The sequence below is a fragment of the Legionella sp. PATHC035 genome (assembly GCF_026191115.1).
Taxonomy (GTDB): domain Bacteria; phylum Pseudomonadota; class Gammaproteobacteria; order Legionellales; family Legionellaceae; genus Legionella.
This window is the reverse complement of sequence record NZ_JAPHOT010000002.1, coordinates 124,140-146,724: the sequence shown is the minus strand read 5'-3', so window position 1 is coordinate 146,724 and position 22,585 is coordinate 124,140. Positions and strand designations below refer to the sequence as shown.

The following is a 22,585-nucleotide window of genomic DNA, read 5'->3' as shown; positions in this document are numbered from 1 at the left end:
TGTCTTTTAATAACGATTGTTAAATGGATCATAATTGCTGCTATTGTACGTTGAATAATGATGATAATCATTATTCCAATAATTGTCTCTATCGGATGCACTGGAACCAAAAGAATTTCCCATGCTGTCTAAAGCTCCAATCATTGGTAATCCTGTAGCAGGATTAATTTCTGTATTATTTGATTTGGAGCAAGAACGAAAAGAATTCTGTTTAGCATACTTTGCTTTTTCATTTTCAGTCCATTCGCTATATGGTCGAAAATGAATGATTTTAGCAATTTTTTTCAGAATTTTTTTTAATATGCCCATGATATAAATATCCCTGTTCAGTGACACGATTATAGATAAGAGAATCCGTGAATCACAAGTACGCAATTATTATGCGCTTCCCAAAATATTAATTTAAATAAACTATACTAAAATGGCCAGTGAAACACACACAAAAAAAGCAAAACCAAATAAAAAAGAACACACCCCTCGCAATGTTTATTGCTTAAAACATTTTATTATTATTCAGTAGCTTACGTGCGGATTGGCATTTTAAGATCTGCTAACACCCCTATTTTATATAGGTGTGCATCCACTCTTTAATAATAATCAATAAGTTATAAAATATCAACACCTAATCCACACCTATTGAATGAGTAAAAAATATCTATTGAACGAATATACACACCTATTCGACACCCATTATTAAATGATACAATTATTCTAAACCAGGTAAAAACAATGCACAGAACCTGCATTATAAATTTAAAAGAGGATTGTATGCCCAAGGCTTATTGTTATCTAAATCAAAGAATCATTGATCAGCTCGAAACAATTAAAAAAGATGAAGGACATGATTCATCATCCCAAACCATGAAAGAAATGATCGAATTAGGAATTAAGGTATACCTACACAATAAAGATAATCCAGTAATCAGCGAAGATGAAAAAAGACGCTTAGAAAAAGAGGAGGAATTGAATCGTCAACACACGACTCATCTTTTAAGATTACTGGGAATAAGTGCTGATATTTTTCGCTGTGTTTATGATAAAAATAAACTTTCAGGTGAATCAAATAATGCCGAAGAACATATCGCAGAACTTAAGAAGAAAGTAGATAATTTCATTGAAGGATATATCAATAATTAAGTTAGTATTAATGGTATTTACCAGTTAAATTTAAAAATAATATGGCTTATTTTAAGCTTCAAATTTTACTCTGAATAAGTCATTAATTGTTTCATCTGGAAATATGTTGTCAATCCAATTAAAGCAAATGCCACTAATGAAATAGCCAAACTACCATAATAAAATAGTTCATTCCCTTTAGGAAAATGAACTATTCGATCAATGTATATGATAAACATAAAATACAAGAACCAGATTAAAAATAAACATAAAGTCAATCCATTTTTTACATTAAAATAATAGCAATGAATACGACTTAATATTGCTAAAACCATAAAAATTGGAAACGATATAAAGTAAAAAATCATTTGCATTCCAGATGGCTCATAAGCAACCTGAAGCAGGTTATTCACTTTGGTGGAGCACGCTATTGAAACATAGAGATAAATGAGGTAGACCGATGATCCATTTATCAATAAAAGAGAAATTACTCCAAACATTTTTTTCATATAAAATTCCTAGATGCACTGCGTTCAAGTAATTAATATATTTCCATTTCTCCTCGCTGCAGGGTTTTCAGTTTCTCAATTGGATTATTTTTATTTTCAGGAAGTTCGAGATTCATTTGTCGAGAAATGCTCTCAAGACACTTCTTAATTTGATCTTGATTCATATCTATTTTATTAGGGCAGCCAATAAATTTATCGACATTCGTTGCTTTATTTAATATATCTACCACTCCTTGAACCCCACTGCTTTTATTCACATCATTAAAGTCTTTTTGATGTAACGGAATGGCAATTTCTACAGTTTTTCCATGCTGTTTTAATCGTTCAATGGTTTGAATGATTACCTTATCTTCTTTAATTGATTTGCCATCATTATCCATACAAATGACTATTTTATCTGTAAGTAATGCCATATCGATATTTACAAAATTTTCTTTCCCAAGAGTCGCTATAACCCGTTCATTTTGAACTGCATCTCTAACGCTTAATCCGGTTTCCACCCCTTCTGTAATGTAGGTGACACTTTCATGTCCTTTACCCTCGCTTAAAACGACGCCAACGCCTGCTTTTGAGCCATAAGATTTCTTGGGTTTTATCTTCATTATTGCTTTATTTGCTGTTTCATTATCCAGGTATACCACTTCAACGCAGGCCACTTTATTGTCTTTGTCTCGTGCAATATTTAACAGTGCTGGCCTGTAGCGTACTTCCTCAGTATCTTTGGTATAGACATTAGGATGAAATCGAATATTTTCCCCAGATACATTATGTATCTTTCTAATTTCTTTTAAATACCTTTCTGCTATAGTGCCTGATATAGGTTTGGATTCTCGCACCAATTGCAAACCATAATCTGATGTTTTTCTTTTCTTATCAGTGTCTTTCACTTGAAAATTATTGGGGTTTTTGTTTGCTATTTTAATACGTTCCTTTAGGTCATCACCTGTTAATTTGGCGGCATATTCAAGGCTTTCTTTAAAATTTAGATTCAATGTTTTTTGGATCAAATGAAGCATGTTTCCTTTTTCTTGTGTTTCAAAGTTATGCCAAACTCCTCTTTTTTCTCCGCTTAAACAGAGGCTTAAGCTGCCGTGAGTACCATATCGATATTCTGTTTTGGAAGAAAGCGCTTGATTAGGCTGCCCTAGCAATGATTCTATTACCAGCTCTGCCTGCTCGGATAAGTGTTGTGACAGCATATTCGCATCATAACGAGGCTCCTGGTTCTTCATTATGGGCATTCTTTGCGCTGCTTTGAGTGATGTTGATGGTGCATTGGGTATTGGGGGCTTTGTTTGGACATTCAGATGGTTAAGTGATTCCAATGCAGAAGTTTTCTCAGGAGTAACGCGAAGTTGTTTTTGCAGCTTTTTATGATCGTCTGTATAAATCATTGCCTGCAAGGAGCCTCGCGTTACCATAATATAAAACGACCGCAGGTGATTTACTTGCGCATTTTTAGTCTCAGCAACCCCAATAACAAATGGGGATGAAGCTCCTTGAATTGAATAGCTGGTAGCCGTATAACTATAATCCCAATGGGAGTCGCTCATCAATTTTTTTTGCAGCACGTGTTCCACACCACTACTGTCTTTTACGGTAAATGACTCATTATTTACCGCCGTCACCTGTACCCTTTCATTAGCGAATCGACCTAGAGTCTTATCGGATTTTTTAAAATGAATTTTTTCACCAACTGAAACCCTTCCTGGCATCGATTGAAACAATTCAATTTTCCAGTCTTTATTTTCTTTTTCAGGAACAAAGAGGCATTTATTTCCTTTCGCATCGTTTAATACTACCACTTTCGCTGATTCATCTACTGAAACCACTTTGAAATAGTGCTCCGCTTTCTTTAAAAAATACTCCTCTTGCTTTTTTAAGCAATCCCGATATGTTTCGCAATAATAAAGCTCTGCAGTAGTGTAATTAGTGCTTAACAGTCTCGGAAATTCTTTGTTTTCGGAGCCTAAAGTAGATTCTTTCATAAGGGCATCTCTTATCAAACCATTTGCAACTTCCCGTTTTTTATTTTCATGAATGATAACAATCGTGTTATCACGGCATGATGGTGTACGAGATAAATAATCTCCTACAGCCATTTCGATGGGGTTCTTTTGCTTTAATTCTTCCTGGAATGGATCTATTGATTGCTGTTGTGTGTTTTCCAGTTGCAGGTAGTCTTTGGTCGAATCGCCTGTTTCAATAATTGAAGAGGTAATGCTATGGTAAGGACTATCCGCTTTAGTGCGGGTGATTGAGTCTAAGGGTTGATTGGCTAACTGAGCTAAGGCCTTGTCAATATCACCGGCGATTAATGTTTCGATTGCTTTTTTGTATTCGATAACTTGTTGTCTTACCAAATCATCCATACAGGCCACCCTGATGCTTCCCTCTTGAATTAATATCTTACTTGGCTTACCGCTTTCAATACTTTGATGTTGGCTAATATCGCCAAGCATTGCACAACGAGCGCCAGAATGATGAATTTTTTGCATGAGGTTTGCGCAATCTCGATTAGAGACCATGGATGATTCATCGATAAGAACAAGTGTTTTTTTGCTTAATGTCGATTCCTGTTCTTGTTCAATAAGGAAACTCTTTAATGTTTGGGCTTCAATTCCCAGAGCCCTCATTTCTTTTACAGCCTGGTGAGTGGGCGCAACCGCAATTAGTTCAACCTCTTCATGAGTCATTGATTGGGCATGCTTGATGGTATCAATAGCACTGCGAGTCATGGTTGTTTTTCCAGTTCCTGCATACCCCTGAATCATAATAAACTGATCGGATGTAGTCGTGATTAACTCACAAGCTTCTTTTTGGCCTTTGGTAAGATCTGTCAGTTCTAGTTGTTTTTGCGCTTCATCACTGCTCATCAATGGCTTAAGAATGTTAATACCCGCTTTAACATTCTTTATAATCGATTCTTCAAATGCCACCGCTTCTTTGGTGGTCAAAAACTCGTTCCCTCCAGATATTAAGTCGCCACTGTTTATGGCATTACCCAGGACGTTATCTATTTCATTAAGACCTGCTTTTCCAATAGCCTGATGAACGGCCACTTCAAGTAAATCTGATCGAGTAAAGGCTGCCTCTCGTTCTGAAAGGTGAGCAATTGCAAAGTGCAGCGCTTTTTCCGCATCACTTTTTTGGGGTTTTTTAGCGGTTAATAGGGTTAAGGCCTGCTCTAGTGAACTGAGTAGATCACTCGTGGTTCTATGGTCAATAATCTGTGCACCATGATTTGTTTTGGCGGCATCCAAAGTCAGCGATATCGCGGAGGATTTTGTCGCACTTTTCATGGCAAATCGATTTGCCTTGTCCACATTATCCGTAATAATCATTACGTTTTCTTTACTGGATTCGCATAAAAGCGACATGGTATTTTGTTTGAGCGCATAGGCTGGCAGTGTCATAATGGTTTGTTTCACGGGTTTAAGATCATCGGAATACATGGTTTTGGCATAGGCATGGCTCAATGGGAAATGCTTTTCGTTACTCGTGATAAGATGAATGCTTCTTTTCCCATCTCTTATTTTTATTCCATGTCGGGTAAATGCAGTAACCTCATATTGGTTTCCTATTTTTAATCCTTCAAAGGATAAACTGGCAGTGGCCACTAATTGATCCCCGATTCCTACCGATAAAGGTGTTTGTTCATAAATCTGCATGGAATCTGTAATATTTTTAGCAGCAAGTAGTGATCTTGCCCCATTGGAATTACGAACAATCAATTGATTGTCTTTTTCATTAATACCGAGTACCGTGAATTTTTTTGATTCCGTACGGGTGTTATGGATTAATATCCAATTGGACTGATAACTTTTAGCCAGTTTTTTTTCACTGAGGGTCAAGGGAATACGGGTTAATGTATTTATAGTCTTTTCATCTGATGAAATCTCTCCCTGCTCTTTTAACTGAGTACGGATTGCTTCATTGACTTCTTTAGCTTCGAGCTTTGAGACAGTAAAGACTTTTGTATTTTGCCTCTGGATTACTGGCAAGTTACAGTACATTTGCGCTGTTTTAAGAATACGTCCCTCAACGGTTTGGGCTTCTATAAGATTGATGCTGGTGGCCGGCACCTTTCTGTCATCAACCTCAAATGATTTTATACAGGCTTTATCAAGCAAGTCGGGAATATCGGATTTAAAGCCAGACAGAGATTGTGATTTTTCCAGAAAAATGACCTTGGCACATCGCTTATCGGCAATAGATAATAAAGTATTCATCTCGTCAGGAGCCAGGCGCTGTGCTTCATCCACAATCAGTACTTCGCGCTCCTTTTTACTATGAAAAAAGGGCAATTTATGTTCTGAACCATGACGATAATTAAAGCCTGCTACTGTTTCACACAAATCCTGTTTCCCAATAGATAAAATCCATTGCCACAGTGTAGGCGCTGATTTGGCCATATCCTTATTGATTGTATTGGCAGAAAAAGCAGAGGGACAAAGGATACGAATTATTTTGGAATCCTGTGAATAATCAATTAAAGTACTTAAAAGCTCACGCGAGGTAGCGCTTTGCTGCTTGATGCGTACAACTCCATCTTTATTAAATAAGGCTTGAGTTACTGCCTTTTGAATGGACTCATTATCGGTGAGTTTGCACACTTTATCCATATTTCGTTCGATGCCTTTTTTTTGGTGTGTGAAGTTCACGATTTTTTTTATGAGCTCTTGTTCTTTGTTAATGAGCTTACTCGTTGTAAAAGAGGAGTTTTCTGCATTAAGAGCAATCAGATTTTGTGCATCAATTTCTTGATCAATCCGTGACATCAGCGCTTCAAAGCCCTGTTCACCTAAGGAAAAATAGAGACTTGTCTGTAACACTTCCTGATAGGTAAATGTAAGTTTTTTCTCTTCTAAATGCGCAATTGCATCAAGAACACTTCTATCGAGTTCTTGATTATTGGACATGGCTTCTTTAGGCGTATGCGATTCTTTGGTTTTATCCTTTAAAGTGGCCAGATAGGTGGCAGGATTTACTCCCAGCGCTTCACTTTCTGCTTTCCATCGCATGCGTAATTCCTCTGGGGAAACCACTTCCTTTGACTTTCTTGAATCCAGAGTTGCTCTGTCATATGCTTTTAACGAATTTGAGTGCATCCCTTTAATGTGTTCTTCAACCTGGGTACGGCGTTTAGACATTCGTTCCAGCAATGTCTTATCAAAATGTTTGATTTCAAATAAACCATGGGCATCGCCTGTATGTTCTATTTCGAGCCCCATTTCTTTTAAACCAAGAGCAATTTCAGACCGGTACACAAGCCCTAAAAAGATTTGGTTGTCCATAATCCATTCCATAGTGCCGTGATTACGACTGATATCAGAGGCTAAAGCACGCCACTTGCCATCAAGACGTTCAGTAAAATTCATCAAAAGTGCATGCACATGGAGCTGAGGATCAAGCTCTCGGGAGGTGTCATGGAGGATGGTCGCAAAACACAGATTGCCAGTCTTTTCATACTCCATACCCTCTTTTCCTGATTTGCGTGCTTCGGCAGCTTCCTTCTCAATGAGTTTTAATACCGTTTTTACGGCATTTAAATGCAAATCAATAAACTCTTTATGGCCACAAACCAAACCAAGATAGGACACCGATTTAGGCGCGGAGAAGGTCAGATCATATCCGCCACGATGCTTGATTTCGCCGGATTGGGTTTTGAGGCCAATGACATCGCCGCTCGGTAATGCACCACGAACAACGGCCTCAAGGGATAGTACGTTAACCTCTCCAGAAAGGTTTTGTCGCTCAGCACTTAACCCCACCCATTCGGTGGTCAATTGATTTGAAAAGTAATAATTTTCCTTATCAAAATAATAACCTGGCATTTTAATCGGTTTAACTCGCAGACTTAACATAATTTATTCCTCTATCAAAAAATAGATTCAATCTCGTATTCACCTTGGAAACGCTTGGAATTAGTCGACTCTTGCGCATTAAAGCGACTGTCTGAGGACTCATTAACAACAGGCACATGTTTAATGCTGGTATTAGAAACAGGAAGAGACGGTATGGCACGAGGTAGAAAACCTGAAGCCTTCGCGCTTCTTTTTTGATAATGAAGCTCCAATTTTGTTATAGGATATTGACCTGGCAATCGCAGATAACAAGTAAGCGGATCAAGCCCCATAATTTCAGGATAAGTCACCAAGGGTCGTGTAATACGGTTTTTTCCTAAGGAAATCCCATCACGAATGGAGTTAGCTCCATAAGAATAATTTTCTCGGGTATCATCAATTTCCTCATCCCCAAGTTCCTTACTGACAAGTTGCGCCATTTCATGACTTGGACTTGCAAAAAAGGCTCGGGTATTCAGCAAGTCAAAAATTTCAGCCGCCCCACTACGCCCATATACCTTCTCCAATTGACTAAAGCTCTGCATTCCCAGCAGAAAACAGCCGCCAAATTTCCTGACTTCAGCAATGGTTTCACCCAATAAGGGTAATTTGTGCAGGCTTGGTAATTCATCACAAATAAACCAAATTCGCCTGTTCGCATCTTCTGGCAAGCTCAAAAGTGTCAGGGATGCCATGGCAATCCACATCGAAATCAATGGTTTTAAAGATTTATGCTGTTCCCCATTGCTTGATATAAAAAGCCAGCCCTCCAAATCTTTATTTAACAGATAATCACGAATGGAAAAGGAAGGCTTACCAGATTCATCAAGCCCACTTAACGACTGCATTGATTTAAGGTAGGTTGTGATGACGGAGCGAATGGAGATGGCTGTTTTTTCTATTTTATTACTGACCAAAGTCGCTGCAGCCGTGCCGTTGAGATAAGGTTCCAACTCACTAAACTCGCCCGTTACCAGTAACCCTAACAGCTTGGATAGGGAACGTTCCTTATCCTCACGCATTTGACTTGCAAGACAGGCAAACACGGTGCGTGCTGCATTAACCCAAAATGGATCGTTTTCTCCATGCATGGGGATGAGGCTTTCTGCCATGTTTTCCAGTAATTCATCTTTTGGGGCTTCCAGCCATAAATCCCAATTAGCACAGCGTGCATCAAAAGGATTAAGTAAAACATCATGATCTTCCTGAAAATAAGCCTGAGTAAACGTGCATCCCTTGTCATAGACAATGACTCGGTCGCCTCGTGCACGTAAACAATCCATCAATTTCATAATGAACTGACTTTTCCCCATCCCAACCGTGCCATGAACCAATAAATGCTGCACCTCTGCACCTTGCAACAGGGGAAATCCATCAAGATGTAAATCAGATGCTTTTCTTTGCTTTATGATCTGTTTTTTAAGTGTTTCTGATGGGACTAAACTAGCCCCTCGTATAAATTGGTTTTGTGTTTGTACCTTTCCTCGATAAATGAAATATCGGCTCACCAAAAGTGCCACAATCAACGATAGGGGAAAACTCCATAGAGTTGACTGTAACAGGAGTGTCAGTAAACGATCGGAGGTAGCAGAAAAATAGTGATTGTGGAGAAGCTGTTCGACAGTTTGTGATGCATACCCCCCTTTAACAGGGATAGAAAATACATGTGGCACCCCTGCCAGGTGATAAAAATGAGCCGCATGATAGGACACAGTCTGTCTTATCATTCCATGTGGCGCAAAGATACAGGTCATTACAATGCTTAACCCTGCCCAAATGAATAAGTAAACATGAAAGAGCGCTTTGTTAATCTGAAACCACATCCGCAGATTATGGAATGAGATCTGGCCGCCCCGTGTATAATGTTTGTAATTGGATTCATGGCGCATTATATCTTCCTCCAGCTTGTTTTGGGCAAAGCAGCGGCTTCCACTGCTTGTATTTGTGGTTAAAAATTATTCTTTTTGATGTGTTTTGTTTATTTTAAGGGTATTGCCGCACTGGCATTTTTGTCCTTATCAAAATAATTCTTTATGAGAGTAAACAGCACGCTGATGCCTATCCTATTGAGCTCCATTTCAACAAGGATGCTCGTTAAAATCCCGCTGATGAAAAACGCGCCAAAGGATATGAAGAAGGCAGCACTGGGAAACAAGAACAGTGAAGGAATCAAAACAATCCCCGCAAATATTCGATAGGCTATAGTTCCAGCCCTTCTTATTTGTTTTACAATCAATGAGCCTGTTCTTAGTTTGTGTTTCAATTGATAGTCAATCAAAATGTATTGATTTAATGTGCTGTAAATGAATAGAAAAACAAAAAGGCATAGTCCTAGAGCCATTAATGGCAGCCAGAAAAACATGTAGATGAGCTCGTGCGTTGAAATCTCCACCATCAATACGTTCCAATAAAAAGGGAGTGGAAGTAAAAATCCTAGAAGTATTGTTCCATATAGTTTAAAAAAAACATGCAAAAACAAACGCCTGTTCGCCTGGTAATACTCCTTGGCCGGCATAATATCCACGTCCAATGTTTTTAATGTTTCTATATCCAAGGCGATGGCCTCTTTTAATTCTTGTGAATTCATTTCTTCATTATTCATGGATAAGCTCCTTCTTTGGGGCTGATTTATCATGATGATCAACCCATTTAGTAAAATAGGCGAGGTATAACTGCGTTGACGTTACTTTGCCCCAGTTTTTTCCCCTCGCCTACATCGTTGTTCGTTGTTTCAACCGCTTGCTGGTATTGACTCTTTAAACGCCCTCCTCCACTGCTTGTTTTATTTACCGCCGCATCGACCTGATTATTAATTTTTTGCTGCATGCTTTCGGCTCTTGATGCATCCATGCCAACTCCCAGAGTCCTTCCAGAATCCTCCAATGCATTACTGTTTTTGTGGTAGTCCGCTCTCATTTGTGACTCTTTGGTACTTAATGGATTTGCTGCATCCTGATAAAAGGAGTCAATCCGAGCATTTTTAGAAGCATTGCCGTATCGTGCGATTAAACCTTCTCGTTGTTCACTGATAAACTCATTAGCTAGCATTTGTAATTGTTTTAATGAAGCCAGATCTGAAGGATTAGAATACAATTCATCTCGTGCCTTTTCTCCAATGCGGTGTGCCACAAAGCCAGGAAATGCCTGATTAAGATCGGTTGTAATCTGATCGGAGTTTGATTCCACATAACTCCTGGCCGTGCTAATGCGAGCGGCTTTAGACATCGAGGCATCGTAGTTTTGACTTGCCGTTTGTGCTTCCCGCAAGTCAGTACCCATTTGATTCGAAAGGCTTGCCCCTTCCGAATGGCTGTTATCAAAATGATGGTTTTGTGCAAACTGGCTCACGTAATTAAGCGCCTGATTAAAGTCTTCTGCTTCCTTCGCTGACATGCTGCTGTCCGTACCCTCATGGTAACGATCACTACTCGTTGATGACCTATCGAACTTGGCATGACTATCAGCACCTCCTGTTGCTCCAAAAGCAAATCGCCCAATACTTCCCAGCATACTTTTTTCACTTGCGACTCCGACGTGGGCATTTAATCCAGCTGAGGTCATATGAGCCAGCGCATCCTCTTGGCTTATCCCTTCGCGCTTAGCTACATCCGAGGCAATATGCGTCATGGTCGATAAGGCCTGGCTGTATTGACCGGATTCGCTTTCAGATACTCCATCGCCTAAACGCATATCATGTCCCTGCATTTTCGATAATTGTACGGCACTGTGCGCAAAACTGGATAAGGACGTTTGATAATGCTGGCTTTCATTGGCTGCAGCCTGCCTGGATTCCTCAAAAGCCTGATTTAAAGAGCCACTTAAGGCCTTTGTATCTGAAATGTGTACGGGTCCTCGTGACATCCCAGGACTTACATCAAAAACAGCATCTCCATGGCCTGTGGTCGTCTTAAGCACTCCACTTCCCAATTGTTCCGTGTGCATCCCATGCATGTTCGTCCAATTGGTATCGTGCTTGTTAGCCGAAACATTATTGGCGCTGGTATTTTCATAGTTCATATTCCAACCGCTGTAACTTGCCATTGAGATGTTACCTGCAGCTGCAGATTGTGCTTCACTGACTGACAAAGATTGTGCCATACCACCAAAATGCTGGGAGGAGGTACTTAAAATCTGTCCCAATCCTTTCGTGATGTACAGGGCAATAACAGGAACACTTGCCGCCAATGCGCCTGCCGTATAGGCGAAATTACTGTGCATGCTCGCTAATGAATCGATATTAGAGAAGGTCACACCTCCGGTTTTTTGACCAAACAAAGTAATGGTAGTACTTGAGGCCATAGAAACAAACCAATGAAAAATAATAAACATCGGCGGCCATGACCAAAGGTAGATTTGAGATTGTACCCACAAGAAATAAGCGTTACTCAGGGTCGGGAAAAATGAAATTAAAACAACTAATGGAAAAATACACAGCGTTAGCATCCACATCACGGTCATATAGTAAGGCAGGCGAAATCCTGCAAGCCAAAAGCTATTGGCTTCGGCAATGTGCATTTTTTGAGTGCTGTCCGTATTGGTGTAATTCATGAGTGCCGCATCAGCTCCTGAAAAAGCAAAAGCATCGGCAGCAGCATCTCGGGTCGCATTAATTAAGATATTCTGCGTAAGTGTTTCAGCCGCATCTTCGGTAATGTTCATGTAATATTTGTGAGCAGCTTGCAGCCGGTCACCAAAAGTCTTTTCGCCTGGTAAAGAACTGCTGTCCGTGTTGCGTGATCCTAAAGCACCTGTGGTTACCAGATGATTAAGACGCTCCAACTCTAATTTGGCTGCAACGGGCAATCGAGTTTTTAAATTGGCTGCTGCATCAGCACAACTTAAATTGTCTCCATTGTGCAGAATCACCCGATAAATAGGCGATGGGCTCTCAAAATAGGTTTTAGATAGATGAGCACTTTGGGTAAGCTCCTGAGGGCTTAATTGGTGACTTGCCAAAAGTTTTGCCGTAAACACGCATTGACGGATATAGGACGATAGGTCTTGTGCCAAATCAGGCGACATGGAGAGCCTTGTCTGGGTTGCCGCAAGCCAGGTTCTTGCACCAAAAATCATTCCGGTTTTGTTGTACTCCAGGCTATCTGGCATGTGAAATACATCACTAAAAGCAGTTGTTATTCCGTACCCCATGCCACTAATGACTGCTGCAGGTAATGCAACACCTAAAGGCACATGATCAACTGTTAAGGCCTCTCCTGCTCCTTCGGCTGTCTGCATGTCAATTATAGCCACAGGCACTTTAATGCCTAGCACGCAATACATGACTAAAAAGGTGGTCAGCACAAAGCGAGTTAATGATTCGAGCTTTTTCCCCATCACGTACTGATAACCGACCATACCAACGGATAGAATCATGATAATGTCACACGCCGTACTAAAGGTAGATTCAGTAAGCAAAGCGGCCATACCATCAAGCAACTCTTTTAAATAAATCCCATTTTGTGGGGTGTAGATTAATAATGGGCTCATTGTGCCCCTCCGGTATATGATTTTCTTAAGATGGGATTAAGGGCATTAAGCGCCTGCTTCACGTTGTTTTGAACCAATTGATTGGTGGTCAGTGCGGCATTAAAACGTGCTCGTGATTCGCTATTAAAATTATCTACAAATTGTTGGGCTACCTGCAGGTTTTTAAATAATTTCTCTTCATGATCACTACCTAAATCACGCCCTGCAAGGGATGCTCGAATCACTTCAAGTGAATTTGCAAGATACTGGGCAAGCAAATCCGTTGCTACACTCTGAGCAAGTTCATAACTGCTTTGTATGCCGATATTCTGTTGTGCACTGGCTGAAATGAGCTGAAATACAGACGGCTGGGTTAGTTCAATTAACCCTTTTTGTTGTGGCGTTAAGGCCGTCCCTGATTTGATATTCTCATAAACTCCCTGCAGGATGGCTTGTACCTGAGAAACCAGAGCATCTTTGCTGCTGATCTCCTGGCTTCCTTTCACATTGATGGCAACACATTTTATGGGTTTGTTTGAATCAGTGCACTTATAGCTGGGTAATTTGCCTCCATAGAGCAAGGCTTTTACAAAATCCTGATTAGTCGCTAAAGAGGGATACGTTTGCATCCCTCCTTTGGCATCAAATACCAGTGTTCCTGAAATCGACATATAGACTTCTGAAATTTCTGTATCTGATTTGATGAATTCATTCAGTTGTAATGCATCCCAAACTACGTTGGTATTCAAAAGAGCCCTGTCTTTATATTCTGAATCGTTTTTTGCCTGTTCCAATCGCTTTTCAATCTCCCCTCCTGTCGAACATTTATGTCGGGCTTCTGCCCAATCGGTGTATACATTACGATTACGCCCGATGTCCTCACACAAACGCTGATGTGCCGCTCTATTTTTGGGATAAAGCGCTGCAGTCAGGTTTTCTCCCATCTCACACGAATTAAAATTTGTCCCATTAATGTCATTTGCCAGCTTTTGCATGTATTGCATGGCATGAGCAATTTCAGGCAGCTCGGTCTCCAGTGCAAGGTTCATTGCATAGCCTGCCCCGTTACTTAAAATATTCTGCATGAAGGAAACAATCTGCTCTGATTTAATAAAGGAAAAACCACCTGCAAAAATATCAATTCCGCCACATCCTGAGCGAAACCCAGGTACATCAACGTGAGCTATCTGAATGGAACGCACCTGATTTCTGGCATAGACAGAGCCTAATGATGCAAATCCTGCTGCCTGTGATTCATAGGAATGGCTACCCGTGACATTCGCAGAATAACCAAGATTATTAAAAAAATGATTTAAATCGGCACTGGCTGATGCATGAACACCATTTCCTGTCACGCAAGTAAAAGACGCAACAACGGTTAGCACAAGAGCTCTAATCATTAAATTTCTCCTCAATGTGTTGCTTTAATTCATGTACTCTTTGTGCCAGCTGATAAGGAGTTGCTTCTCCAAACAAGACAGCGTAGGCCTCCAGGGTATGTCGATTGACTAAAAACAAGGCGGGAACCGTAGGCTTATACCCTCCTGATACATAGAATGTTTGAAAAAGCTCAGGTGTTAATGGTGTGGTATCGAGTCCATCCAGGGACTCTCCATCCAGGCTAAAAGCACGAACCTTAATATGGAATGTTTCTGAAAAATCCTTTAAAACAGGGGAGAATTTTTTACAATGTGGGCAGGTGCTTCGATAAATAAATGCAAAATAATAATTTTGGGATAAATCTTTAGCTTCAGCTGATTCCTTCTGTGCAAAAGCTTTAGGGGCTTGCTTTTTCAATAACAGTGCATTGAGTTCTTCAACTGCCACATTGGCGTGCAATGGATTAATTACAGAACAAAGCAGTAAAAAAATGATGCGGACAATCATGCTTCAAACCCCTCATAGCTGTATCGTTTGTAATGAGTCGCCACATCCAGCAGGCGTTCTTTTAACTCGGTTGTGGAGACGAAACCATAAGATAAAGGCGACATTTTTTGTGTTTTTAAATCAACAAGAAACAGTGCGGGCATGTAGCGTGACTGTAAATTCATTGTTTTTTGTATTTCATGAAGAGGTATGTTTTTAGGATTAGGCAAACCTTCAATGGGTTGTCCATCTGTTGTGACCGAAATCATTGAAAAGTGGGTCTGATTGACGAATGGCACAAGATGAGTGATGAATTTTTGCGAAATGGAACTGTTCCCTTTGTAAAAAAGGATTAATCCATAACGTTTAGCCCCTTCTCGGACTACCCTCTCCATTAAAAGATTCATTGAATCATTGCGAATGGCCACAGCCGTATTGTCAGTTGGAAAATTTAAGGAATGATCCAGCTCAGGATGAGACAACAGCACCTGTTGCCAGTACTGGACAAATTTCTGATTGTTTTTGGCATACACCTGCTGGGCTTTCATGTACTCATAGGTTGCATCAAATGATGGGGCAATTAATGCCGTTGCGAGCTTATTCATGGTGGCTTTGCGGACTTCCATGAGCTCTTCATATGGAGTCAGCGCAGGCTTTGACACCTTTGGAATTTGAACAGGTTTCATCTGAGGTTCTTTGTTTTCTGTACTGTACCAATGAAACCCATGAGCAGGTGGACTTACTAAATCAGCCATGGCCGGCATGGAAAGTAACATTAAAATAATAGTAAATAATCTCATTTTTGTTCTGCCTTTTTCTGGACTCGCCGTTTGATTTCATCCATTGCTTTTGAAGCGTCGGGGCTATTTAAAACGACATCGCCTACAATTCCTGCTTCTTTTGTTGGTTGTCCTTGGGGAAATGGATAGACAGGGTTTAAAAAATCGATGCGCCCCATGTCAAGGCTTTGTAATTCATTCACACTGAGCCCCGCGCAGCGTGTATGCTCCGCATCTCCTAAAGCATTGGGATTTAATTGTCTTAAACGTCCTTCGGCCTGGATAATGCGCGCCATTTTGCTGTCAAAGACACAATAGGTGCGTTTGTGCTCCAGACAGGTGCCAAAAATGGGATCTTTCTGACTGCAGAATTCGCCTACGTAATGAGCCAGATAATTGAGTTTGGCTTTGCCTAAAGCCTTATCTTCTTCACGACACAAATCGATATGGAGTTTGTCAGCCCAGCCTTCATTCGAACAACAATCAATAATGTCCCAAACCCAGATTTTGCACTGAACGGGATGGCCTGAAAATAAGGTGGCCTGCGTTTTACCAAACTCAGCGCCAGCAGCTCCTGCAACGGCCATGGGTGCCATGGCCTCTCCAAAACCATCATTCTGAGTCGCAGCATGTTCCGTGCAGTCTCCATCGGCACAAAAGAGATCACGCACACAAGCCACAGGCTGTGGGCAGACTGTCTCATCGCAACGATATACCTGCTCATAGAGTGAACAGGCATTATTGTTCATTAATGTACAGCGCGAGCTTGCCTGTAAGCATCCTTTTTCACGTTGCGTTTTACATTCATCAGCTGCAGCGGATGCGCATTGATATCGTGCATTAAGCTCCCAGCAATCGCGGGTGACGGGCAGGCCATTAATGACACGGGTTGGATTGGAATCAGTACACTGCTCTTGTGTTTTTTGACATAGGTTGTTTGTCTCAAGAGCAGCGCATTCATTATCCCAGTGCTCTTCTTCCACATAGGATTTAGAATGAGCATTAATCGTCAATGCCACTTGAATTGGGTAATAGCGACTGAACTTATCTGAAATATACAGGGTGATTACTCCTCCATTCTGGCAGGTTGGAAGTCCCACAACACGCACCCAATGAGCAGAACCACCATTATTTAGAATGGAGTGTACTGTGGCTTTCATCTCCTCGCAGGGATGATTTAATTTAACAGGATTGGTTAAATGTCCTCCTGCGCTATTGGTCATCGCACCCGTTATAAGATTAACCGCTATGAGTCCAGTCCATTTTTTATGAACCCATACCTCAAAGTCAGCTCTTTGACTCCATCGTTCTGTGTTCACGGTTACTTTGCGTTTTTTTAAACACTGTTGTTCTGGTAATTGCCTTGATGTATGACAGATTTCCTCATGCGACTTAATCTCACAAGCCTGTGGCTTTTCATCGCATTTAATCCGCTCATTAGATTGTCCATGGGTAATCGCATAACTTTCTTCTTCAATTAATTTGGCGTTTTTAATCGCTTCATTTTTAGTATTGATTTCAAACTGGCGCTGACCAAAATGCTCGGTCACAGTATGTCCACCGGCATCATTTTTTAAGGCATTCGCAGCCAAGGTACTTAAATCCGTTTTTTCAGTTTCAACCCCCTGATAATGAAGCGATTGCGAGGGATTTTCCGTATAGTCTTTGAAGGTATTCTGGGGCTTAAATTCATTCATGGCGCTCAGTGGCTGATTCCCCAAAGATTTTGCGTATTCTTTTAATTTCTGAAAGTCCTGCGCTGTTGTATTGGCAGCTGAGAACGTGCCAAATCCAAAAATACAGACGATGGCCAACATGCATCTAAACATGGCCTTTCTCCAATATGGTGGCCGCTAATGTGGCTCCTGCATCTCCTTTCTGGGCGATGAGCTCCAGTCCTTTTTTTATGCTTGCATTGCCATAGACTACATCAAAGGGTTGATTGGCACAGAACTGCCCTGAACCGCAAGACTTGGAGGGCTCTGTGACTACAAGCGCTGGAACCGTTGTAATGTGGAATTGACTAAACCAGACCGGATCAATAGAAATTCCCTTAAAGTTTAAATGCTGCTTTTGAGCTTCGCTATTAAGGCGTTTAAATGTTTCTATGGTTTGTTTAAAATCACCATCCACTAAGCCATTAATGACCACGGGAATATGAAACCGTGCTGCTTCATCGCTCAATGCAAATAGAAGTGAGTCGGGCATGGAAAAGGATACAAATAAAATGGCACCTTCTACTCTCTGCGGTTTTTGATTGCTTTGTAAACCGTCCGCGCTGCGTTGCATGAGTGTATCAATCAATGATTGGTGCTCTGATTGATTCCGTGAGGACGTACGATTTAGCATTTCGATTGTCTTACTCGAAATGGTTGATACTTGGTGAGCCCCCTCCTCTTGATACTGCCTTAATTCATCATTAGTGTTTGCAAAACATCCGCCAATCCCGGTCAGAAACAGGATAATGATTTTAATGTAGTGCGCCATTAAAGGCCTCCTTATAAAAAACAACAATTTCTCTTGCGCCAAATCATGAAGCCAAAATTATCCCCATCTCCAGGGTAGGTATGTCCGGCCTCCCAGGTAATGACTGAACGGCCAAAGGGCTGGCAGCGTTTCGCATCAGGTAATGTATTGACTAACTGATAGCGATACCGGCTTTTAGGCAAAATGGAAGAGTGATAGGTGCGACAAAGTGCAGGCCAATCTTTACCGACCGAATCTTTAATTGCTCCAAGGCGATGAAGCTTAAAGTCGGTGCGTTCTGCCAGGAGCGTTGCGGCACTGATGGGACTTGCCTGATTTGCCACAAAACCATTGAGCGGATAGGTAGATCCTTGAGCGCCCTGGCACCAGAATAGAGAATCCATGGCCGTTCCTGCCAATGCTTTGGTTGCATCTGCTGCACAAGACGCCCGTACTGGCGATGTGGTAAATAAGGTGGCCTCTGGATTAAGAACAAAAGCAAACTCAGAGTCATTCCATGTTGGATCAAGTTCACTCAAATACATCACATCAAAATCTTCTGTCTCCATACAGCCGATGGATGTAAGTACCTGCAGCCAATACATCAGAGGGTATTTGTACCAATGCACGTAATAAAATGCGCCTCGCCCATCCGTATCGGGCATTTGTGAACCACCAAGACCCTGGTCTTTAATATGTAGTTGCACCCCAAGATTCACCATGCAATATGGCTTTCGTGTCACATCGACTAACGCAAAGGGTTCCCAATAACCTATAGTAACTCCTAAAAGTTGTAATTTGTTTGGGCAGGAACAGATAGGGTTCCCAGGATTTTTAGTATCAGGATACTGGCTTTTTACTACTTCGGAGGAACCAATGGTTAAAGGGAACAAACAATCCCAGCAAATGTCGGTAATAGGATTGACAAAATGCCCTTTACACTGCGATGCGTGCAATGAACAGATGAAGAATAAGCCTGCAGCAATTGAACAGAAAAGTCGTTTATTCATCATTCACTCCAATTTCTTTAATTTGCCAATCAAGACCTACCTGACTGACTATGCTTGGAACGTGTTGAAGCTGCAGCCGAGATGAAATGATGCCGTTCACATCAAAATAAATTCGACCAAAAAGCTCTGCAGCAACTCGAACATCACCACCGGTTAAAATGAACTTAACGTGCTTAAAATCGGTGTAATGGTTCTTAACCCAGGCAACCTGTCTTGCATCATCCGCATTAAAGAAAATCAGGGTTTTGAGGAAGTGAACGCGCTCAAATGGGTTTATCCGCGTTCCTGCTTTTGCAATTAAATACCCATCAGGAGTCCAGATATCATGAGATACAGTCACTGCCGGTGAGATGCGAAACGTCTTAGGCGTGCGAGTCGTGCTCAATGCCAAAGGGTGTGGTCTCATCGCCTGACGCGCTGCTTTCTGCTCTAAATCACGCTGAACATGCTCTAAATCACCACTTTGCTGTAATGCATTGAGTTTGTTCATAATGACTTTTCTTATATCCTCTTCTCTAACAGGGAATGTCTGGCCATACTGACCAATATTTTTTGCATGACTTACAGGCTCTAATAAGAAGGCCAGACCAAGAATCAGGGCTAAAAACCGTTTGTTAGTGCGCTTCATGCTTTATCCTTGCTATGGTCAAAGCAATGAGCTCGTCTGTTACATCCACTTGGGAGGGTTTGTAACCAGTCAATACAGGTGCACTGACTAAGGTTACCCGGTGAGACCTTCCATAGTCCTTGATGACTTCTGGAAGGGCTCGTGAAAAGCGATCCATAATGTTTAATTGTTCTTCATGAGTCAGTTTAGAACGGGCAAGCAGCACCGAAGGTGCCTCTATGGCACGATTCATATCAACCACCAAAAGAGGTAACGGCTTAGGCCACATCATAAACATACCCGCCAGGACTCCAATGAACCCACAAACTCCTGCAATGACCCAATATGTGGTGTTTAAGCGATTAAATGGCATAACCCCTCCCATAATGCAGTTCTGCGACATGCGATACCGCATCAAGAAATGCAATCCCTTGTGCCACATAATTAATGACCGCCTGATAATCATCTCCATCAGAAGATAAAAGCACGCGAGTAAATGGATCAACGAACAAGCGATGAAAGGAGGAAATACCGTTGGCGCGCAACAAAACTTGCGAAAAACCAGCTTCTTTCGCTATTGGGAATGATTTCAGAATAGTCATCTCGTAGTCCGAAAAAGTCTCATGCTTTTTTTGATGCTCTAAAAGCGGTGATTCTTCTTGTAAAAAAACAAGCTTTAAAGCGGAGTTCTCCCATGCGGCACGAGCTTCTGAAAATTCAAAATAATCCTCAATCCCCTGAGTAATCGTGACAAATGATGCTTTATGCCGCCGACCAGTACGAAAGCCTTTGGTAATAAAGTTCACTGCAATTAAATCCCCTGTAAAAAAAGACCAGGCTTCATCAATGATGCACATCTTTTGTTTGTTCCTGTCCGAGTTGAACATACGTCTTTGAAACTGAGAAATAACGGACAGGAGAACCGGTGCGCGAATGCTTTGATTGTCTTCAATTTCCTTCAAATCAACTACAATTATGCGGGCATCAGGCGATAACTGGGATGGTTCATTAAACGCCTTTCCATGCTCTGAGGCAGAACAGTAACGCTGAAGGTTTTTAGACAAAATGCGCGCTGTAGGATAGGTTTCGCGGTCGTGCTCGTACAATGACAATAAGACTCCTGCAACCTCATCAATGCGCGTTTGATTCTGAGTTGTTCCAAAAGCGGTTAAAATGGCTTCTCTTAAAGTGCCTCTGTCGTCATCTGTAGCACCGCTGGTCGGGCAAGTTAATAATTCAAACAAGGCAATAATGTCATCAATCTCTCGTAAAATGTCCGTAACATGGGTAAAGGGATTCATCGCCAAATTGCTGTATTCAAGATAAGTCCCACCAAGCGCCTCACACAGTTTTCTGTAGCTTCCACCTACATCAATAATAAAAATATCCCCGCCATTAAATAAAATATTGAGCATCAGCATCTGAATGAAAAAACTTTTACCACCGCCCGATGTTCCGGTTACAGCCATATTGTAATTGCTGCCAAATGCACCCGAGAAAGGATCGATGCAGGCAAACTGATCGCGCATGGTGGGCAACAAAATACCCTTGCCCACCCCGCGCCAGTCAGAAAGAATTGGCATGTATTGGGTTGCATTCCATGAAGAAATTGGCCACATCATGGTTGGAAGAGAAAAATCCTTAGCCAGATTTCCTGTGAAAAAAAACGGCATCGAGACTAAAAAATACGGACATTGCATACGTTTACACAATGCCAATTTAATGTCATTGAACGCAAATACCGTGCGAGCAGCCTCCACATCACGCTCTTTTTCATGAGGTCTTGAAAAAAGAACCACGTTATAAAGCATCTTTACAGAACGAGTCTTCTGTGAGGATAAATCATCTCGAAAAGTACGCCATACTCTTGCCTGCTCCTCAGTTCCCGCTACATTCAAGGCATAATCACTTTTAGATTTTTTATCCAAATCACGGGTCTTGCGGTTCGCTCTACCCTGAGCACGTCCCTGCTCTTCAACCAGATAGATGACCGAGATGATGTGATTACAGGATATTCTTTTATCAGGATGAAAAATGTTGCTGGTATTATTGATGTTCTCCCATAAACAATACTGACGAGGGAGGCGATCAATGGTCAGAACAGATACAGCTGTTTCATAAGCATGTCCAGTTTCATTAGCCCCTTGAATTACTACTTCATTGTTTTTAATTTCAATATCAAAGTCATGAGACAGTGCCTGCTCTTTAAGTAATTTGGTTTTGTCGTATATAACAGGGCGTGGGGTAATTGCATCAGGGCAATTATCCAGATAAAACTGAAGCAAATGCAAAAAATCAGTCGCATCTGCTTGCTTAAATCCAATTTTTGCAGCACTTAAGGATGCTTCAAATGAAACGCGAAACTGGCCAAAACAGGCTTTTAAATCGTTCTCAGATTCTTTTTTGATTTTATCAATGACGATATAGCAATCCGTATGCGTTAATCGAGGTGCAAGCATCGTGTTGGTTTTAAAACCGTGTATGGCGGCTTTTTGATAAAATGCCTTAAGGTTCTCTCCTAACAGGCTTAAATTTTCAAATTCGCTTTTTGTGAACTGCGAAGTAAATGCCTCAATATCTTTCCCTACCTGATTGTGTTTGACGCAAATCAACTGCAAGGTGAACTCATGAGACACTTTAGATTGAAGCAGCGCATCCAGCTGCTCTGCTATGTGTTCATTCGCACCCGTTAAAGGGACAATGCGATAAATTAAACCCGCATTGTGTTCATTAAAAAACAGCTTCGATTCCTCATCAAAATATTGATAAGGTAATAGCTCCTCAGTAAAAGAAGGATATTGATGCGCCTTGAGGTCAAAAGCGGCTCCGTTATCGGCTAGCCCTTTGTCATTCCAGGTCTCCTTTAGCAACTGATAAGTATCTTGAACCCATTCTATAGCGTTTGTAAGCATTGCTTCTC

At 41.2% G+C, this 22,585-nt stretch carries 16 protein-coding genes; 1 reads left to right on the top strand and 15 read right to left on the bottom strand.

What is annotated here, in order from left to right:
• Positions 1–6: 6 nt before the first annotated feature.
• Positions 7–375, bottom strand: a complete 369-nt coding sequence (locus tag OQJ13_RS16795) for a hypothetical protein (protein ID WP_255464430.1) — start codon at positions 373–375, stop codon at positions 7–9.
• A 393-nt stretch (positions 376–768) separates the two neighbouring features.
• Here OQJ13_RS16795 and OQJ13_RS16790 point away from each other — a divergent pair, with 393 nt between their 5' ends.
• Positions 769–1,137: a hypothetical protein gene (locus tag OQJ13_RS16790; protein WP_014845133.1), complete on the top strand. Its 369-nt coding sequence runs from the start codon at positions 769–771 to the stop codon at positions 1,135–1,137.
• Positions 1,138–1,202: 65 nt separating this feature from the next.
• Here OQJ13_RS16790 and OQJ13_RS16785 read toward each other — a convergent pair whose 3' ends face one another.
• The 14 genes from OQJ13_RS16785 to traC form a co-directional block, all read right to left on the bottom strand.
• The gene (locus OQJ13_RS16785; RefSeq protein WP_019350439.1) at positions 1,203–1,625 is read right to left on the bottom strand and encodes a hypothetical protein; all 423 of its coding nucleotides are present in this window, start codon (positions 1,623–1,625) and stop codon (positions 1,203–1,205) included.
• A 32-nt stretch (positions 1,626–1,657) separates the two neighbouring features.
• Positions 1,658–7,492, bottom strand: coding sequence for a conjugative transfer relaxase/helicase TraI (gene traI / locus OQJ13_RS16780; protein WP_014845134.1), 5,835 nt, complete (start codon positions 7,490–7,492; stop codon positions 1,658–1,660).
• Positions 7,493–7,506: 14 nt separating this feature from the next.
• Positions 7,507–9,360, bottom strand: a complete 1,854-nt coding sequence (gene traD / locus OQJ13_RS16775; RefSeq protein WP_014845135.1) for a type IV conjugative transfer system coupling protein TraD — start codon at positions 9,358–9,360, stop codon at positions 7,507–7,509.
• An 89-nt stretch (positions 9,361–9,449) separates the two neighbouring features.
• Complete coding sequence (locus tag OQJ13_RS16770) at positions 9,450–10,073, bottom strand: hypothetical protein (protein ID WP_014845136.1); 624 nt, start codon at positions 10,071–10,073, stop codon at positions 9,450–9,452.
• A 47-nt stretch (positions 10,074–10,120) separates the two neighbouring features.
• The gene (locus tag OQJ13_RS16765) at positions 10,121–12,958 is read right to left on the bottom strand and encodes a conjugal transfer protein TraG N-terminal domain-containing protein (RefSeq protein WP_014845137.1); all 2,838 of its coding nucleotides are present in this window, start codon (positions 12,956–12,958) and stop codon (positions 10,121–10,123) included.
• A complete protein-coding gene (locus tag OQJ13_RS16760) occupies positions 12,955–14,337 on the bottom strand; it encodes a conjugal transfer protein TraH (protein ID WP_014845138.1) in 1,383 nt (460 codons plus the stop codon). Before OQJ13_RS16760 ends, OQJ13_RS16765 begins: the two co-directional genes overlap by 4 nt.
• Entirely contained in the window at positions 14,330–14,824 is a 495-nt protein-coding gene (trbB, locus tag OQJ13_RS16755) for a type-F conjugative transfer system pilin assembly thiol-disulfide isomerase TrbB (protein WP_014845139.1), read from the bottom strand. Before trbB ends, OQJ13_RS16760 begins: the two co-directional genes overlap by 8 nt.
• Entirely contained in the window at positions 14,821–15,603 is a 783-nt protein-coding gene (gene traF, locus OQJ13_RS16750; protein ID WP_014845140.1) for a type-F conjugative transfer system pilin assembly protein TraF, read from the bottom strand. The genes trbB and traF overlap by 4 nt, the downstream gene beginning before the upstream one ends.
• Complete coding sequence (gene traN / locus OQJ13_RS16745) at positions 15,600–17,411, bottom strand: type-F conjugative transfer system mating-pair stabilization protein TraN (protein ID WP_014845141.1); 1,812 nt, start codon at positions 17,409–17,411, stop codon at positions 15,600–15,602. The genes traF and traN overlap by 4 nt, the downstream gene beginning before the upstream one ends.
• Positions 17,404–18,069: a type-F conjugative transfer system pilin assembly protein TrbC gene (gene trbC, locus OQJ13_RS16740; RefSeq protein WP_101901819.1), complete on the bottom strand. Its 666-nt coding sequence runs from the start codon at positions 18,067–18,069 to the stop codon at positions 17,404–17,406. The genes traN and trbC overlap by 8 nt, the downstream gene beginning before the upstream one ends.
• Before the next feature lie 11 nt (positions 18,070–18,080).
• Positions 18,081–19,058: a conjugal transfer pilus assembly protein TraU gene (gene traU / locus OQJ13_RS16735; RefSeq protein WP_014845143.1), complete on the bottom strand. Its 978-nt coding sequence runs from the start codon at positions 19,056–19,058 to the stop codon at positions 18,081–18,083.
• Complete coding sequence (traW, locus tag OQJ13_RS16730) at positions 19,051–19,686, bottom strand: type-F conjugative transfer system protein TraW (protein WP_014845144.1); 636 nt, start codon at positions 19,684–19,686, stop codon at positions 19,051–19,053. The genes traU and traW overlap by 8 nt, the downstream gene beginning before the upstream one ends.
• Complete coding sequence (locus tag OQJ13_RS16725) at positions 19,673–20,038, bottom strand: TrbI F-type domain-containing protein (protein WP_014845145.1); 366 nt, start codon at positions 20,036–20,038, stop codon at positions 19,673–19,675. Before OQJ13_RS16725 ends, traW begins: the two co-directional genes overlap by 14 nt.
• Positions 20,028–22,577 carry a type IV secretion system protein TraC gene (traC, locus tag OQJ13_RS16720; protein WP_014845146.1) on the bottom strand — a complete coding sequence of 850 codons (2,550 nt, stop codon included), beginning with the start codon at positions 22,575–22,577 and terminating at the stop codon, positions 20,028–20,030. Before traC ends, OQJ13_RS16725 begins: the two co-directional genes overlap by 11 nt.
• Between the last annotated feature and the right edge of the window lie 8 nt (positions 22,578–22,585).

Bases quoted from the DNA above. Each gene is read 5' to 3' on its own strand.
- OQJ13_RS16790 (WP_014845133.1), top strand. From the start codon at position 769: ATGCCCAAGGCTTATTGTTATCTAAATCAAAGAATCATTGATCAGCTC.
- OQJ13_RS16785 (WP_019350439.1), bottom strand. From the start codon at position 1,625: ATGAAAAAAATGTTTGGAGTAATTTCTCTTTTATTGATAAATGGATCA.
- traI (WP_014845134.1), bottom strand. From the start codon at position 7,492: ATGTTAAGTCTGCGAGTTAAACCGATTAAAATGCCAGGTTATTATTTT.
- traD (WP_014845135.1), bottom strand. From the start codon at position 9,360: ATGCGCCATGAATCCAATTACAAACATTATACACGGGGCGGCCAGATC.
- OQJ13_RS16770 (WP_014845136.1), bottom strand. From the start codon at position 10,073: ATGAATAATGAAGAAATGAATTCACAAGAATTAAAAGAGGCCATCGCC.
- OQJ13_RS16765 (WP_014845137.1), bottom strand. From the start codon at position 12,958: ATGAGCCCATTATTAATCTACACCCCACAAAATGGGATTTATTTAAAA.
- OQJ13_RS16760 (WP_014845138.1), bottom strand. From the start codon at position 14,337: ATGATTAGAGCTCTTGTGCTAACCGTTGTTGCGTCTTTTACTTGCGTG.
- trbB (WP_014845139.1), bottom strand. From the start codon at position 14,824: ATGATTGTCCGCATCATTTTTTTACTGCTTTGTTCTGTAATTAATCCA.
- traF (WP_014845140.1), bottom strand. From the start codon at position 15,603: ATGAGATTATTTACTATTATTTTAATGTTACTTTCCATGCCGGCCATG.
- traN (WP_014845141.1), bottom strand. From the start codon at position 17,411: ATGTTTAGATGCATGTTGGCCATCGTCTGTATTTTTGGATTTGGCACG.
- trbC (WP_101901819.1), bottom strand. From the start codon at position 18,069: ATGGCGCACTACATTAAAATCATTATCCTGTTTCTGACCGGGATTGGC.
- traU (WP_014845143.1), bottom strand. From the start codon at position 19,058: ATGAATAAACGACTTTTCTGTTCAATTGCTGCAGGCTTATTCTTCATC.
- traW (WP_014845144.1), bottom strand. From the start codon at position 19,686: ATGAAGCGCACTAACAAACGGTTTTTAGCCCTGATTCTTGGTCTGGCC.
- OQJ13_RS16725 (WP_014845145.1), bottom strand. From the start codon at position 20,038: ATGCCATTTAATCGCTTAAACACCACATATTGGGTCATTGCAGGAGTT.
- traC (WP_014845146.1), bottom strand. From the start codon at position 22,577: ATGCTTACAAACGCTATAGAATGGGTTCAAGATACTTATCAGTTGCTA.